This is a genomic window from Mycobacterium sp. IDUB_39, from assembly GCF_055419205.1.
Window position 1 is genome coordinate 238,795 of record NZ_JBVAXF010000006.1, and the last position, 14,192, is coordinate 252,986.

Genomic DNA, 14,192 nt, shown 5'->3' on the forward strand with positions numbered 1-14,192 from the left:
GAGCTCGCCACGGCCACGAAACGCCGTGCGTGGGGTTGACCCATCGCCATGCTGATCGCATAGAGTATCCAATATCAGCTGAAAGCGAGGGCCGATGCCACCGCGCACCGACACCAAGCGCTCGAACGCCAAGAGCGCAGCCAAGGGCACTCACTCCGGTGACGCCGTCCGAGGTCAGCGATCGGACTTCGTCCGGCCAAAGACCGCGCAACAGGCCGTCGCCGAGGCGCTTCGCCATGACATCACCACGGGCAAGCTCGCGCCCGGCAGCTGGATCGTCCAGGAGAGCCTCGCCGAGCAGTTCGGCATGTCGCGCATCCCCGTGCGCGAGGCACTCAAGACGTTGGAGGCCGAGGAATACATCACCTACGTGCCGCACAGCGGCTACCGGGTGGCCAAATTGAGCCTCGACGATCTGGTCGAGGTGTTCAAGCTTCGGGCGATCCTGGAGGAGGCCCTGATTCGCGATGCGATGCCGGGTGTCACTGACGGGATCGTCGACGAGATGCGCACATGCAATGCCGGGATGGAGGCGTCGACCGCTGCGGGTGACCTGATCGCCGTCGGTGTCGCCAACCGGCAGTTCCACTTCCTGACCTTCCAGGGGAGCGGAATGGCGCGCACCAAGCGCATCGTCACGCAACTGTGGAACACGGCCGACGCGTACCGGCCGCTCTACGCGCCGCTGCTCGACATGTCGAAGGTCGCGGGCGAGCACGTCCTGATGATCGACGCGATGGCCGACCGCGACGTCGAGCGTCTGGTGGCCCTCAACCACGAACACCGTTCGCATGCCATCGAACCCATCCATCGCATCCTCGGCGCGGAAGCCGCGGAGGCCGCGGAAGCGCAGCAGTGACGGCCACCGCCCGGCTCCAAGAGCTGGGCCTGGTGATCCCCGCTCCCGCGCCGCCCAAGGGCGCGTACTACCCGAGCCGCCGGAGCGGCGATCAGCTGTGGGTCTCAGGTGCCACGGCGCGACGCGACGGGACGCCTGCACTGCGCGGCGTCGTCGGCGCCGATGTGACCGTCGACGTGGCTCGTGAGCAGGCGCGACTGGCCGCACTCAATCTGCTCGGTGCCATCGACGCCGCGATCGGCATCGACTCGGTGGGCGCCGTCGTCGCGTTGCGCGGGTACGTCCGTGCGGTGCCGGACTTCGACACCCACCCAGCTGTGATCGACGGAGCGTCACGTCTGTTGCTCGACGTGTTCGGCGAGGACGTCGGCGCGCACGCCCGAACGGCCATCGGGGTGGCCTCGCTGCCAGGTGGGGCGTGTGTGGAACTGGACCTGGTGGTCAGCCTCACCGAGGCGGGCAGCTGAGACGATCCACGGACCGCCCGATCGCCAAGCCGAGCGCAACGCCGGCAATTGCGGTGAGCGCCAACGTCATCCGGTCGGATCGGGCCCAGTCGGATCGGGGATAGTCACTCGGCGACGTGACCGACGCCGGGGCCACGGGTTTTCCGGTGCGGCCGGCGGGCACGGCTGTGTCGTCACCGGCGATCAGGGCGTTGAGACGCGCGACGAACTGCCCGATGATTCGGTTGCTCACCTGGGTGATGACACCCGTCCCGAACTGTGCGATGCGGCCACTGAGTTCGAGATCGGTGGTCACGGTGACCACCGAGCGGCCGGCGTCGTCACGCGCGACCATGCGCACCGTGGCCTCAGTCGACCCGTTGCCCTTTCGGTCGCGCGCATTGCCTCGGACGACCATCTGCCTGGTCTCGTCGTCGCGACTGAGCAGAGTCGCCATGCCCGCCAACGTCATTCCCACGGGCCCGACCTTGATGGCGACGTGAGCGTGGTAGTCGTCGCCGTCGACGCTGTCGAGTTCGGCACCGGGGATGCACTCGACGACCTTGGGGATGTCGGTCAGGACCGACCAGGCGACGTCCAGCGGTGCATCGACCGAGAACTCGTTGACGAGTCGCATTGTCTGCCTCCCGTTTTGTGGCTAGCGGTTGTGGAACCGGAACCCATCCACCTACGATTGGATACGATATACAACGTTAGCCTACGGAGGTTCCTCGCATGCTGAGCAAGGGTGTCGGATTGTTTCCCACCGAGCCGACGGGGGCGATGTGTTCCTACGTCCGGCTGTGTGAGGACCTGGGATACGACAATGTGTGGTTCGGCGACTCGCAGAACATCTGGCGCGAGTCCTCGACGGTGATGGGCGCCGCCGCGGTCGGCACCGAGCGGATCGTCTTCGGCACGGGCGTGACGAATGCCGTCACCCGGCATCCGTCGCTGCTGGCCTCGACGTGGGCGACGCTGGCCGAGTTCACCGGCGGTCGGGTGGCCCTCGGCATCGGCACCGGGGACTCCTCACTGCGGACGATGGGGCTCAAACCCCTCAAGCTCGCCGAACTGGAGCAGTCGATCAACGACCTGCGCGCGCTCTTCCGCGGCGAGAAGGTCGCGGAGGCCACCAGTGGCGCCGAGTATCACCTGAACTACCTGACCGCCCCGATGGACATCCCGATCTACATTGCGGCCTCCGCGCCCAAGATCCTGGAGATGTCCGGGCGGATCGCCGACGGCGTGATCGTGTTGGTCGGTACCGCACCCCGGTTCATCGAGGCGGCGCTGCAGACCATCGAGAAGGGCGCGGCGCAGAGCGGTCGCACGCTGGACGACCTGCACATCGTGCTGTGGACACCCACGGCCATCGGAGATGACAGCACCGAGGCGCGCGATCTTGTCCGGGCGCACGTCTCGCGAGTTGCCATCCGGCCGCTGCCCGCACGTGTGGATCCCGCGCTGGAGAAGGTCATTGACCGCATCCGCGATGAGTACAACTACTACGAGCACATGAACACCGAGGCCGCGCACGCCGACCTGGTCCCGGACGAACTCGTCGATCTTTTCGCACTGGCGGGCACCCGGGATGAGTGCGCGCAGCGTCTGAAGGAGATCGAGGCGCTGGGCGTCGATCAGGTGTCGATCGTCCCCTTCGTGCGGCCCGGGCAGAGTCGTGAGGGAACGATCCGGGCGTTCGCCGAGATTATCGATGGTTCTCGGGCGTGACGGCTCCGGGCGCGGCTGACCAGGGCGGGTATCCCGCCCCGGGTAGTGCCACGCCTGGAGCTCCGCCACCGTTGAAGCGCGCTTTGACGCCGGCTGACGGTGTGTCGGCGGCATCAGTCAGTGGGGAGGCGGTCATCGAGCCGTCGGTACCGCGAGCGCACTCGGACGCGGCATCTGTCAGGGCGGTACCGTCGCGAGCTGGGTCGCGCCTCGTCGCGGCGGCGGCGATGTTCGGCGTGGCGGCCGGGCTGGAGATTGCCGGTGTGTTGTCGCGGTCACGGCACCGCTAAATGTTGACGTAGATCACAGTGGTTCGTATAGTGTATCCAATATTCAACGACCCTTCGGAGGCCTCCCTGATGTCACGGTTCCCCAAGCTCTTCGGTGCGGTCATCGCTGCATCGGCCCTGCTCATTGGCGGTACGGCATGCGCCGACGAATCCGCGGGCCCTGCCGGAGGTGGCACCGACACCCATACGCTGAGCATCTCGGCGACGGGTGTGGACAGCCTGCCTTTCATGGCGATCCTGCAGGTCGGAATCGACAAGAAGTGGTTCGAGGAGGAGGGCCTGAAGGTCGACCTGTTCTCCGGTGGAGGCGGCGGCAACACGCTGCGCGTGGTCACCAGCGGTGACGCCGATATGGCTATCGCGGGGAACAGTTCGGTGCTTCTGGCTGCACAGCAGGACAATTCGAACCTGAAGGTCATCGCGCCGTGGTTCCAGATGAACGATTTCTCCTGGATCAGTCCCCCCGGGCGCAGCATCGACGGGGCGACGCTGGGCTTCAGCTCGGCGGGATCCTCAACCGAGCTGTTGGTCAAGGGCCTCGAACGTGAACTCGGCGATGGGATCAAGTCCCAGGCCGTCGGTCAGATGGGGGATAACTGGACGGCCGCCAAGGCGAACCAGATCACCGCGGGCTGGGCTATGCAGCCGTTCATCGCCGAGAAGCAGGCGTCCGAGAACGCCGAGGTCCTGGTCGACTCACGCGAGGTTCTCGGTGACCTTCCTGCCGACCTGGTAGCCGTCAACACCTCCTACGCCGATGCGAACCCCGAGAACCTGAAGAAGTTCTTCAAGGTCGCCGACCGGCTGAACGAGTGGGTGGTGGCGAACCCCGACGAGGCCGCCACCGAAATCGCACCCCTGGTGGGTGTTTCGCCCGACGTGATGAAGGCGGCCTTCAAGAGCACCCCGGACCTCGCCAAGGGCTACTCACTGAAGGTCGACGCCGACGGGCTGAAGAACCTCTCGGAGCTGATGGTCGGCGCCGGACAGATCGAGGCACCCGTCGACTGGGCCACGGTGCTCGATCAGCAGTACCTGCCCGAGGACGCCCAGACGTCATTTTGATCCCACAACCACCGATCGGAGAGGTATCGCTGTGAACGCACAGGGCATCGAGATGACAGGCGTGTCAGTCGTTTTCGACACACCAGCACGCAAGGTCACCGCGGTCACCGGCATCGATCAGACCGTCCCGCATTCGAGTTTCGTGTCCATCGTCGGACCGAGCGGATGCGGTAAGTCGACGCTGCTCGCGGTGGTGTCGGGTCTGCAGAAGGCCACCACCGGCACAGTGAGTGTGGCGGGCAGGCCGGTCACCGGCCCCGACCCCAAGATCGGGGTGGTGTTCCAGGAGGACTCGACGCTGCCGTGGCGCACCGTCGAGGAGAACGTCAGCTTCGCCATGGAGATGATCGGGGGTGTCCCCAAGGCGACTCGGCGCCAACGTGCCTTGGAGACAATCCAACTCGTCGGACTCGGCGGCTTCGAGAAGTCCTACCCCTCGATGCTCTCCGGTGGCATGCGCCAGCGCGTCGCCTTGGCTCGGACCCTTGCGGTGCAGCCCGAGGTTGTCTTGATGGACGAGCCGTTCGCCGCGCTCGATCAGCAGACACGGCTGTTCCTCGGCGCCGAGGTGCGACAGATCTGGGCCAGCACCCAGCAGACCATCATGTTCGTCACGCACGACATCTCCGAGGCAATCCTGCTGTCCCAGCAGGTTTGGGTGATGTCCTACCGGCCGGGCACCATCATCGACGTCGTCGACATCGATCTGCCCGATGAGCGCGACGCGAGCGTCGTGTCGACGCCGCGCTTCAACGAACTGCACAACCGAATCTGGGGTTCGTTGCAGGCCGAGTCGATGCGCGGCTTCAAGCAGCAGGAGGTTGCGGCCACGTGACCACCTCCCTCTCGGAAACCGACGTACCACCCATGGAGGCCACGCCACCCAACGGCGCGGCACCGGAATCGTCGGCGCGGAAGCCTCGGATCGGCAGCACGGCCTACAGCGTCATCGCCACGGTGGTGCTGGTCGGGTTGTTCATCGTGTTCGCCGAGATCGGTTCGCGCGCAGGGTGGTGGAGCGATCATGTGATGCCCGCGCCGTCGGTGATCTTCGGCGCACTGGGCGGCCTTCTGACTGAACCCCAGTTCTGGCTCGACGCGCAGCGCACGGGTGTCGAGGTAGCGGCGTCGATCGTGCTCGGCTGTCTGCTGGGATTCGCCGCAGGCCTTCTGTTCTGGAAGGTTCCGCTGATCGGCAGGGTCTTCGAACCGTATCTGGTGTCGTTCTATGCCGTGCCGCTGGTGCTGTTCTATCCGGTGATGATCGTCCTGGTCGGTATCAACGCCATGTCGGTGATCATCCTGGCCACGATCATGGCGGCCATTCCGATGGCACTCAACACCGCGGTCGGTCTCAACCAGATGCCGCCGGTCTACCTGAAACTCGCTCGCTCGCTGCGGGCATCGCCGCGGCAGACGCTGTTCGCGATCGCGATCCCCGCCGCCGGTCCCTTCATCGTCGCCGGCCTGCGACTGGCCGTCGTCTACGCGCTCATCGGCACCATCGCGATGGAGTTCACGACAGCCCAGGCTGGCCTGGGCTACCGGATCCGGTATCTGTACGAGATCTTCGACAACACCGAGATGTTCGCCTACATCGTGGTCGTGCTCCTGTTGTCGTGTCTGCTCACCGTCGTTCTCGCAAGCGTCGAGCGGCTGCTGTTGCGAGGGAGGAACACATGACCGCCACAGTGCCGCAGACCACCGAGAGCCCAGAGCGATCACCGCGGCAGTTCTCCGCACGCGCGCTGCTGAGCAACCAGTTGTTCGGCGCAACCCTGGTCGCCGTGCTCATCGTCATCGGCTGGCAGGTGATGTCCGGCCTGACGTTCGTCATCCCGTCGCCGCTACAGACCCTCACGGTGCTGTTCCAGAATCTGTCCGATCCGGCCTATCTGTTCGATCTGCAGGTCACCGCGCAGTCGGTCGGAATGGCGTTCGTCATCGGGACCGCCATCGGCGGGGGAACCGGCTTGCTGCTTGGGCTGTCCCGCCACCTGCGAATGATCTTCGAGCCGCTCATCATCATGCTCAACGGCATCCCGAAGATCGTGCTGTACCCGGTGCTTCTGCCGATCTTCAGCCTGTCCGGCTCCAAGGTCGTGATGGGCGTGCTGTTCGCGCTCTTCCCGGTGCTCATCAACGTCTCGACAGGTGTTCAGGAGATCCCCAAGGTCTACTGGAAGCTGGCCCGTTCGGTGCGCGCCAACGCGTGGCAGACGCTGGTGCACATCATCTTCCCGGCCATCCGCAGGCCACTGCTGACCGGAATCAGGCTCGCCGTCAGCCTGGCCGTGGTCGGTGTTGTGCTGTCCGAGTTCTTCGCCACCCGAAGGGGTCTGGGACGCGTCGTGCTGCAGGCGTACAGCCACGGTGACTACCCATCGATGGTCGCCACCATCATGCTGCTGATCACGATCTCGTTCGGTATCTCGATCGCTCTGTGGCAGTGGGAGAAACGACTCCATTGACCCGGCAGGAATGTGAGCCTGACTCCGGCCGAGGATGGATCGGGAGTTCGGTGCGGCGTCGGGAGGACGACCGCATGCTCGGCGGGAACGGACGATTCCTCGCCGATCACGCCGCGGGCGCTCACCACGTCGTCTTCGTGCGGTCCAGCCAGGCGCACGCGAGGATCACCGGGGTCGACACCGCGGCAGCCGAACGCATGCCCGGTGTGCACGGTGTGTACGTCGCCGAGGACCTCGGGCTGGCCGGGGCGCCGATCCCGTCCCTGACCACGCCCGACCCCGACTTCACCGCGGCCACGTCACTGGTTCTCGCCGACCAGCGCCTACCCATTCTCGCCTCCGATCTCGTGCACTACGTCGGGCAGCCGATCGCGGTCGTCGTCGCGGACGACCGCTACCTGGCTGAGGACGCCGCCGAGAACGTCGAGGTGTCCTACGAAGTGCTGCCACCGGTCGTCGATGCCGAGGCGGCGCTGGAGTCGACGAGTCCCGTCCTGTTCGATCACCTGACGGGTAACGAGGCGGCCAGACTGGAGTACTCGTTCGGAGACCCCGACGCCGCGTTCGCGACGGCCCACCGCGTCGTCGAGGGCACCTATCGGATGGAGCGCCACGGCGCCGTCCCGCTCGAGTGTCGCGGAGTGCTGGCCCATTTCGACATCGCGAGGCAACGGATCGAGGTCATGACATCGACCCAGGTACCGCACATGGTGCGCAACGCCGTGTGCGGTGTGACCGGCTGGCCGCGCGAGGACGTCAAGGTGTCCGTGCCCGACGTCGGCGGCGGCTTCGGCACCAAGGCCAACGTCTACGGCGAGGAGATCGTGCTCGCCGCTCTGGCCCGGCACACCGGCGGGCGGGTGATCTGGGTTGAGGACCGGCAGGAACATCTGGTCGCCAGCGCGCAGGCCAGGGATCAGCTACACCGGGCGCGGCTAGCGGTCGACGCCGACGGACGAATCGTGGCCTGGTCGGACGACTTCCTCGTCGACATCGGCGCAGGAAGCCTCTGGGTCGCGGGCATCATCGCGAACACCGCGATCCACCTCATGGGGCCCTATCGGATTCCCGCCGTCCACGTCAGGGGTCGCGCCGTCCTGACCAACAAGACACTCGTCGCGCAGTACCGTGGCGCCGGACGCCCCGAGGCCACCTTCGCCCTGGAGCGCAGCCTGGACGCGGCCGCGGCGGCGCTGGGAATCTCCGTCGACGAGATCCGCCGGCGCAACCTGCTGACCGCCGCCGACATGCCGTATGCCCGACCGATCCCGTACCGCGACGGTGTCCCCATCGCCTATGACGGCGGTGACTACCTGGCATGCCTCGAGTCGGTCACCCATGCGCTTCCCGACTCGGAGGTGAACGCCTGCGCCGCCGAGCATCCCGATCACCGCATCGGGTACGGGCTGTCCTCCTACCTCGAGGCCACCGGCCGCGGGCCACACGAGACCGCCCGGGTGCGCCTGCTGCCCAATGGCCACTTCGAGGTGACCGCGGGCGCGGCGTCGGCGGGCCAGGGCCACGAGACGGTGTTCGCGCAGGTGGCCGCCGAGGCACTGGGGGTGTCGATCGCGCAGGTGCGCTATGTCGTCTCCGATACCGAGCGGCTGCCCGAGGGCGTCGGGACGTTCGCGAGCCGCTCGGCCATCCTCGCCGGCTCCGCTGTGCACCAGGCATGCGGCGAGCTGATCGAACTCGCCTCGCATCGGGCCGCCGAGCTGCTGGAGGTCGCCGAAACCGACTACGCGGACGGGCGGTTCACCGCGCACGCCGAGGCGATCGGCTGGGACGAGCTCGCAGCGGCCGGCCGAGTCGGCGGCGCGGGTGAGGGCGGCGCCGCCCTCGACGTCACGACGGTCTACCGCGTGGAGACGGTGACCTGGACCATGGGCGTGCACGCGGTGATCCTCGGTGTGCATCGGCGGACCGGCATCGTGAAGGTGTTGCGCTACGCGGTGTCTCACGAGGGCGGGCGCGAGATCAACCCCCGCATCGTCGAGGGACAGATCGTCGGCGGGGTGGCACAGGGGATTGGCGGCGCGTTGTTCGAGGCGTGGCGCTACTCACCGGCGGGGGAGCCGACGTCGACCAGCTTCGCCGCCTATCACCTTCCGCTGACCACCGATGTCCCCAGCGTGATCGTCCACCATCTCGAGGTCGACACCCCGGCCAACCCGATCGGTGTCCGGGGCGCGGGGGAGAGTGGCACCATCGCGGTGTACTCCGCCATCGCCTGTGCCGTCGACGACGCACTGGGCGGCGGCTATCACGTCACCACGACACCGATCGAGACGGGGAATCTCTGCCGGGCGTTGGCCGGAGTGGCCTCGTGAAGCCCGCCGAGTTCACCTATCACCGACCGGATTCCGTCGGCGAAGCCCTGCGGTTGTTGGCCGAGAACCCTGACGCGAAGCTACTCGCGGGTGGCCAGTCACTGCTGACACTGATGAACCTGCGGCTCGCCCGGCCCACCGCGGTCATCGATATCGGCCGGCTGACCGAACTGAGCAGGATCTTCGATGACACCGAGGATCTGGTGCTCGGCGCAATGGTCACCCACCGCACCGTCGAGGTCGACCCGCTGATCGCCGCACGCGCTCCGTTGCTCGCCGACGCGGCCCGCTACATAGGGCACGTCGGCATCCGTAACCGGGGCACCATCGGCGGCTCAGTCGCACATGCCGACCCCGCCGCCGAGATGCCATTGGCCACATTGGTTCTCGACGCCACCTTCCACGTCGAGTCGGCGACCAGGGGTAAGCGCCAGGTGGCCGCCGACGAGATGTTCGTGTCGTTCTACACCAGCGCCCTGGAGCCCGACGAGATGATCACCTGGATCTCGGTGCCTGCGATCCGGCCGGATCAGGGCTGGGGTTTCGTCGAATACGCCCACCAGCATGGCGATTACGGACTCGCCGGAGCGGGTTGTCTGTTGACCCTGGGGCCCGACGGCACGGTGGCGGAGGTTCGCGCCGCCGTCCTCAGCGTGGCCGACCGCCCGCTGCTGTTCGTCGGTGCTGAGGCGGTGGGCCGCGAGCCATCCGACCAGCTCTGGGAGGACCTCGCCGCGGACTGGGCGGCGCGCACGGAACCGGCCGCTGACGATGCCGACTACGCCCGCCGGTTGTGTGCGGCCGCGCTGGCTGAGGCGCTGACCGATGCCACGCGACGGGTGGCCGCACAACGAGGGGAGGCCGAAGTTGTCCGCTGACACCCCATCGCCGGTGACCGTCTCGGTGACGGTGAACGGAAGGCTCATCAGGCGATCCGTTCCGCCGCGTCTCACGCTCGCCGACTTCCTGCGCGACGAACTCGGTCTGACCGGTACCCACCTGGGCTGCGAGCACGGTGTGTGCGGTGCGTGCTCGGTGCTCGTCGAGGGCCGGTCGGGGCGTGCCTGCCTGACGCTGGCCGTTCAGGTCGACGGCCTGCGCGTCGACACAGTCGAGGGTCTCGACCAATTCGAGGAGGCCGCGCGTCTGCGGCGAAACTTCTCCGAACGCGGGGGACTCCAGTGCGGCTTCTGCACGCCGGGCTTCCTGGTGACCGCCACTGAGCTACTACGCGACCCCGACGCCGAGAAGCCGCTGACCGCCGACTCCGTGCGTGAGGCGTTGTCCGGCAACATCTGTCGGTGCACCGGTTATCAGGCGATCGTTGCCGCCGTGCTGGACGCGGCGGCGCCGCTGGACAGTGCGGACAGTGAAGAGACCTGACGGTGTCACGCCGGTGACGTCGCCACGGCGGCGCGCCGCCGATCTGCTGCGGCCGGTGGGCAGGAGCCGATGGGGGATGGCGGCCTGGCTCGCACTGGGGCTGGGTGCGATTCTCGGCGTGTCCGCAGCGCTGGGATGTGCCGAACTCGGTTCGGCGGTGGCACTGGGATTCGTGTTGACCGCGGTGCCGTCACTGCCGACGACACTGCGTCCAGCCCTGGCGGTCATCGGGATTCGTGGCCTCACCGTGCTGGCCGGTGCGACCGTGGCGGTGCTCACCGCCGGTGATCCGCTCACCCTCGGCATGGCGACTGTCGCCGCCGCGGTGTGCGGCGGCCTGCTCGAGCGCGTCGGGCCGACAGCGGGTCTCGCGGTGGTTCTGGTCGGCGTCGACGTGCATCGCGCCGGCCCTGGTGACGCGTCGGCGGCGGCGGTGCTGTGGCCGTATGCAATTGGGGTCGTGGTCGTCGGCATCGCGTGGGCGGCATGGTTCGCATGCGCTGAGGCGATTCGCGCGACCAGGCGCGATCCCCGTGCCGAGCCAGCCGCAGCCTCCCGCACGTCGTGGCAGGCGCGGTGCTCCCACGCCGCCCGGGTGGGTGTCGCCGTCGGTGCCGCGGTGGTGATCGCGGCGATGCTGCCCGCCGATCTGGTCGGCGGGCACTGGCTGATCACCAGCGTGTTGCTGACGGTGCAACCCGCGGCGGTCGACACCGGAATTCGTCTGGCACAACGGCTCTCCGGCAACGCGGTGGGGGCGTTGATCGCGGCGGTGCTACTGGGCACGCATCCCGCCGTTCCCGTCGTCGCGGTGGTCACGGTGGTGTTGTTCACCCTGGCCATGGCGCTGCGACCGGTGAACTACACGTGGTGGGCGGTGACCGGCCCGCCTGTGCTGCTGGTGATCAGCGAGTACCCGCAGCTGTTCCCGTGGTACGAGGGCGGTGTGCGGCTCGCGATGAACCTCGTGGGCGCGGTGATCGTGCTGGCGGTGGTCTTCGGGTTTCCGATGCTGGGCCGTCTTCCCTTGTTGGGCCGCATCGGATCTCGCAGAAGACCCGACGACTTCCCCGATGACGAGAATTCGGATAGTGTATACAAAATCCAAACAAGGAGTGTGTAGATGACGACGCTGCTCGTGGAGGACATCGGCCTCCTTGTGCACGGCGACCGGGCCATCGCGCCGCTCCGTGACACCACACTGGTCGTGCAGGACGGGGTCATCACCGGCATCGGTACCGATGTCGATGCGCCTGACCAGGTGCTGTCCGCGGGCGGGCTGACCGTGATGCCCGGCCTGATCGACGGCCACGTCCATCCGACCTTTGGCGAATGGACACCGGCGCAGGACGCCGTCGGATGGATTCACAACTACCTGCACGGCGGCACCACGTCCATGGTGTCCGCGGGTGAACTCCACATCCCTGGCTTGGCGTTCGACGCACTGACACCCGAACTCGTGCTCAGCATCGCGATCACCTCCAAGCACACCACGGGGCGGATGCGCCCCTCCGGGGTGAAGGTCAACGCGGGCACTGTGCTCCTCGTACCCGGTATGACCGAGGAGCACTTCGACCGTGCGCACCGCGAGGGCATCGACCAGCTCAAGTTCATCTTCTACGACTGGAATCGGTTGGGGGACGGTGAGGCCCAGCGATACATGCAGTGGGCTCACGACCGCGGTATGACGGTCAAGATGCACTCCGGCGGAGTGTCCCGGTCCGGGTCGAGCCGTGTGGCGGGCGCCGACGTGGTGCTGGCTGTCAGCCCCGATATCGTCGGGCACATCTCGGGCGGCCCCATCCCGCCGCCGGACGCCGACATTGTGGCGATCATCGCGGGTCTGCCCGACACGCATGTGGAGGTGTGCAGCTCCAACAACTATCGGGCGACCACACTGGTCGTCGACGAACTCACCCGGCGCGACGGGCTCGGCCGGCTCACGCTGGGCACCGACACCCCCGGCGGCACAGGGGTGATTCCCCGCGGAATGCTGCGCAATATCTGCTATCTGGCGTCGGTGTGCGGCGTCGACCCCGTGTCGGCCGTTGCCGCGGCCACCGGGCAGACGGCACGGGCGCACGGCTTGAACACCGGGGTCATCGCCGAGGGGATGCCCGCCGATCTCCTGGTGCTCGGCCCCATCACCGGCTCGACCGCGACCAACGCACTCGAGTCGTTCGCGCTCGGCGACCTGCCCGGTATCGCGTCCGTCCTGGTCGACGGTGTCCCGCTGGTCGCAACCCGCAGTGAGCAGACGCCACCACCGAGCCGGTCGGTCACATGGCGCGGCGCCGAAGTGCGCCAACAGGCGGCGTGCCCTGTCCCGGTGGGGGCCCACTCGTCCGGCTGCTGCTGAGCTGTCAACATCCAACGATATTAGGAGTCAACGTGTCTCGAGCTTCAGTGCAGGAGTCCGGCCCGACCAGCCCCGACGTCCTGCTGCGCGTCGACAGTCTGCTCGACGACGAGGAGCGTCAGATTCGCGACGCCGTGCGGACCGTCGTGAAGAGTCGCATCGCCCCGGAGATCGCGACGTGGTATGAGAGCGGCGAACTGCCTGTCCGTGAACTTGCCGTCGAACTCGGCGAACTCGGTGTCCTGGGCATGCACCTGCAGGGCTACGGCTGCGCGGGCACGTCGGCAGTGGCGTACGGACTGGCCTGCCTGGAACTCGAGGCGGGTGACTCGGGAATCCGGTCGCTGGTCAGCGTGCAGGGGTCGCTGGCGATGTTCGCATTGCACGCCTTCGGCAGCGAGGAGCAGAAGCAGCAGTGGCTGCCCGAGATGGCCGCCGGCCGCAAGATCGGGTGCTTCGGGCTGACGGAGCCCGACTTCGGCTCGGACCCGGCCGGAATGCGCACGCGCGCCACCCGGTCCGGCGATGACTGGATCCTCAACGGCACCAAGATGTGGATCACCAATGGCTCGGTGGCCGACGTCGCGATCGTGTGGGCCCGCACCGACGAGGGGATCCGCGGTTTCGCGGTCCCCACCGACACGCCCGGCTTCACCGCACACACCATCAAGTCGAAGATGTCGCTGCGGGCATCGGTGACCAGTGAACTGGTCCTTGAGGACGTCCGCCTTCCTGAGAGTGCCCGGCTGCCAGGCGCCATCAGCCTGCGCGCGCCGTTGAGCTGCCTCAACGAGGCCCGCTTCGGCATCGTGTTCGGTTCGGTCGGCGCAGCCAGGGATTGCCTCGAGACCGCGCTCACCTACGCCCAGACCCGAGTCCAGTTCGACCGTCCGATCGGCGGATTCCAGCTCACCCAGCAGAAGATCGCCGATATGACGCTCGAGTACGGCAAGGCGTTCCTGTTGGCGATGCACCTCGGCCGGGCCAAGGACACCGACGGGCTGCGCCCCGAGCAGGTCAGCGTCGGCAAGCTCAACAACGTGCGGGAGGCCATCGCGATCGCCCGCACTGCTCGCACCATTCTGGGTGCCAGTGGCATCACGGGGGAGTACCCGGTGATGCGGCACGCCAATAACCTGGAGTCGGTGTTGACCTATGAGGGCACCAGCGAAATGCATACTCTGGTAATCGGGCAGGCCCTCACCGGCACCGCCGCGTTCCGCTGACCGAGTCGGGAAGGGTCAGAAGAGTA

General features: G+C 67.2%; 15 protein-coding genes. 14 read left to right on the plus strand and 1 reads right to left on the minus strand.

Going from position 1 to position 14,192, the window contains the following annotated elements:
- Positions 1-94: 94 nt before the first annotated feature.
- Both ACZY0X_RS23055 and ACZY0X_RS23060 read left to right on the plus strand, forming a co-directional pair.
- Complete coding sequence (locus ACZY0X_RS23055) at positions 95-859, plus strand: GntR family transcriptional regulator (protein ID WP_463773722.1); 765 nt, start codon at positions 95-97, stop codon at positions 857-859.
- On the plus strand, positions 856-1,326 hold the full coding sequence (locus ACZY0X_RS23060; RefSeq protein WP_463773724.1) for a RidA family protein: 471 nt from the start codon (positions 856-858) through the stop codon (positions 1,324-1,326). The genes ACZY0X_RS23055 and ACZY0X_RS23060 overlap by 4 nt, the downstream gene beginning before the upstream one ends.
- Here the strand turns inward: ACZY0X_RS23060 and ACZY0X_RS23065 are convergent.
- Positions 1,307-1,942, minus strand: coding sequence for an SRPBCC family protein (locus ACZY0X_RS23065; protein ID WP_463773725.1), 636 nt, complete (start codon positions 1,940-1,942; stop codon positions 1,307-1,309). The two genes, ACZY0X_RS23060 and ACZY0X_RS23065, sit on opposite strands and share 20 nt — an antisense overlap.
- Before the next feature lie 98 nt (positions 1,943-2,040).
- Between ACZY0X_RS23065 and ACZY0X_RS23070 the strand changes: the two genes are divergently transcribed.
- The 12 genes from ACZY0X_RS23070 (at position 2,041) to ACZY0X_RS23125 (ending at position 14,166) form a co-directional block, all read left to right on the plus strand.
- A complete protein-coding gene (locus ACZY0X_RS23070) occupies positions 2,041-3,039 on the plus strand; it encodes an LLM class flavin-dependent oxidoreductase (protein ID WP_463773727.1) in 999 nt (332 codons plus the stop codon).
- The gene (locus ACZY0X_RS23075; RefSeq protein ID WP_463773729.1) at positions 3,036-3,329 is read left to right on the plus strand and encodes a hypothetical protein; all 294 of its coding nucleotides are present in this window, start codon (positions 3,036-3,038) and stop codon (positions 3,327-3,329) included. Before ACZY0X_RS23070 ends, ACZY0X_RS23075 begins: the two co-directional genes overlap by 4 nt.
- Positions 3,330-3,398: 69 nt before the next feature.
- Positions 3,399-4,394 carry an ABC transporter substrate-binding protein gene (locus ACZY0X_RS23080; protein WP_463773730.1) on the plus strand — a complete coding sequence of 332 codons (996 nt, stop codon included), beginning with the start codon at positions 3,399-3,401 and terminating at the stop codon, positions 4,392-4,394.
- Positions 4,395-4,425: 31 nt separating this feature from the next.
- The gene (locus tag ACZY0X_RS23085; protein WP_463773732.1) at positions 4,426-5,229 is read left to right on the plus strand and encodes an ABC transporter ATP-binding protein; all 804 of its coding nucleotides are present in this window, start codon (positions 4,426-4,428) and stop codon (positions 5,227-5,229) included.
- On the plus strand, positions 5,226-6,077 hold the full coding sequence (locus tag ACZY0X_RS23090) for an ABC transporter permease (RefSeq protein WP_463773734.1): 852 nt from the start codon (positions 5,226-5,228) through the stop codon (positions 6,075-6,077). Before ACZY0X_RS23085 ends, ACZY0X_RS23090 begins: the two co-directional genes overlap by 4 nt.
- Positions 6,074-6,865, plus strand: coding sequence for an ABC transporter permease (locus ACZY0X_RS23095; protein WP_463773735.1), 792 nt, complete (start codon positions 6,074-6,076; stop codon positions 6,863-6,865). The genes ACZY0X_RS23090 and ACZY0X_RS23095 overlap by 4 nt, the downstream gene beginning before the upstream one ends.
- Before the next feature lie 50 nt (positions 6,866-6,915).
- The gene (locus tag ACZY0X_RS23100) at positions 6,916-9,198 is read left to right on the plus strand and encodes a xanthine dehydrogenase family protein molybdopterin-binding subunit (protein ID WP_463773736.1); all 2,283 of its coding nucleotides are present in this window, start codon (positions 6,916-6,918) and stop codon (positions 9,196-9,198) included.
- Positions 9,195-10,076, plus strand: a complete 882-nt coding sequence (locus ACZY0X_RS23105; RefSeq protein WP_463773738.1) for an FAD binding domain-containing protein — start codon at positions 9,195-9,197, stop codon at positions 10,074-10,076. Before ACZY0X_RS23100 ends, ACZY0X_RS23105 begins: the two co-directional genes overlap by 4 nt.
- Entirely contained in the window at positions 10,066-10,581 is a 516-nt protein-coding gene (locus ACZY0X_RS23110) for a (2Fe-2S)-binding protein (RefSeq protein WP_463773739.1), read from the plus strand. Before ACZY0X_RS23105 ends, ACZY0X_RS23110 begins: the two co-directional genes overlap by 11 nt.
- Positions 10,568-11,704: an FUSC family protein gene (locus tag ACZY0X_RS23115; RefSeq protein ID WP_463773741.1), complete on the plus strand. Its 1,137-nt coding sequence runs from the start codon at positions 10,568-10,570 to the stop codon at positions 11,702-11,704. The genes ACZY0X_RS23110 and ACZY0X_RS23115 overlap by 14 nt, the downstream gene beginning before the upstream one ends.
- Positions 11,705-12,940: an amidohydrolase family protein gene (locus ACZY0X_RS23120; RefSeq protein ID WP_463773744.1), complete on the plus strand. Its 1,236-nt coding sequence runs from the start codon at positions 11,705-11,707 to the stop codon at positions 12,938-12,940.
- 47 nt (positions 12,941-12,987) lie between these two features.
- The gene (locus ACZY0X_RS23125) at positions 12,988-14,166 is read left to right on the plus strand and encodes an acyl-CoA dehydrogenase family protein (protein ID WP_463774098.1); all 1,179 of its coding nucleotides are present in this window, start codon (positions 12,988-12,990) and stop codon (positions 14,164-14,166) included.
- The last annotated feature ends 26 nt before the right edge of the window (positions 14,167-14,192 follow it).

Excerpts from the sequence above, each read along its gene's own strand:
- ACZY0X_RS23055 (WP_463773722.1), top strand. The coding sequence starts at position 95 with ATGCCACCGCGCACCGACACCAAGCGCTCGAACGCCAAGAGCGCAGCC.
- ACZY0X_RS23065 (WP_463773725.1), bottom strand. The coding sequence starts at position 1,942 with ATGCGACTCGTCAACGAGTTCTCGGTCGATGCACCGCTGGACGTCGCC.
- ACZY0X_RS23070 (WP_463773727.1), top strand. The coding sequence starts at position 2,041 with ATGCTGAGCAAGGGTGTCGGATTGTTTCCCACCGAGCCGACGGGGGCG.
- ACZY0X_RS23080 (WP_463773730.1), top strand. The coding sequence starts at position 3,399 with ATGTCACGGTTCCCCAAGCTCTTCGGTGCGGTCATCGCTGCATCGGCC.
- ACZY0X_RS23095 (WP_463773735.1), top strand. The coding sequence starts at position 6,074 with ATGACCGCCACAGTGCCGCAGACCACCGAGAGCCCAGAGCGATCACCG.
- ACZY0X_RS23120 (WP_463773744.1), top strand. The coding sequence starts at position 11,705 with ATGACGACGCTGCTCGTGGAGGACATCGGCCTCCTTGTGCACGGCGAC.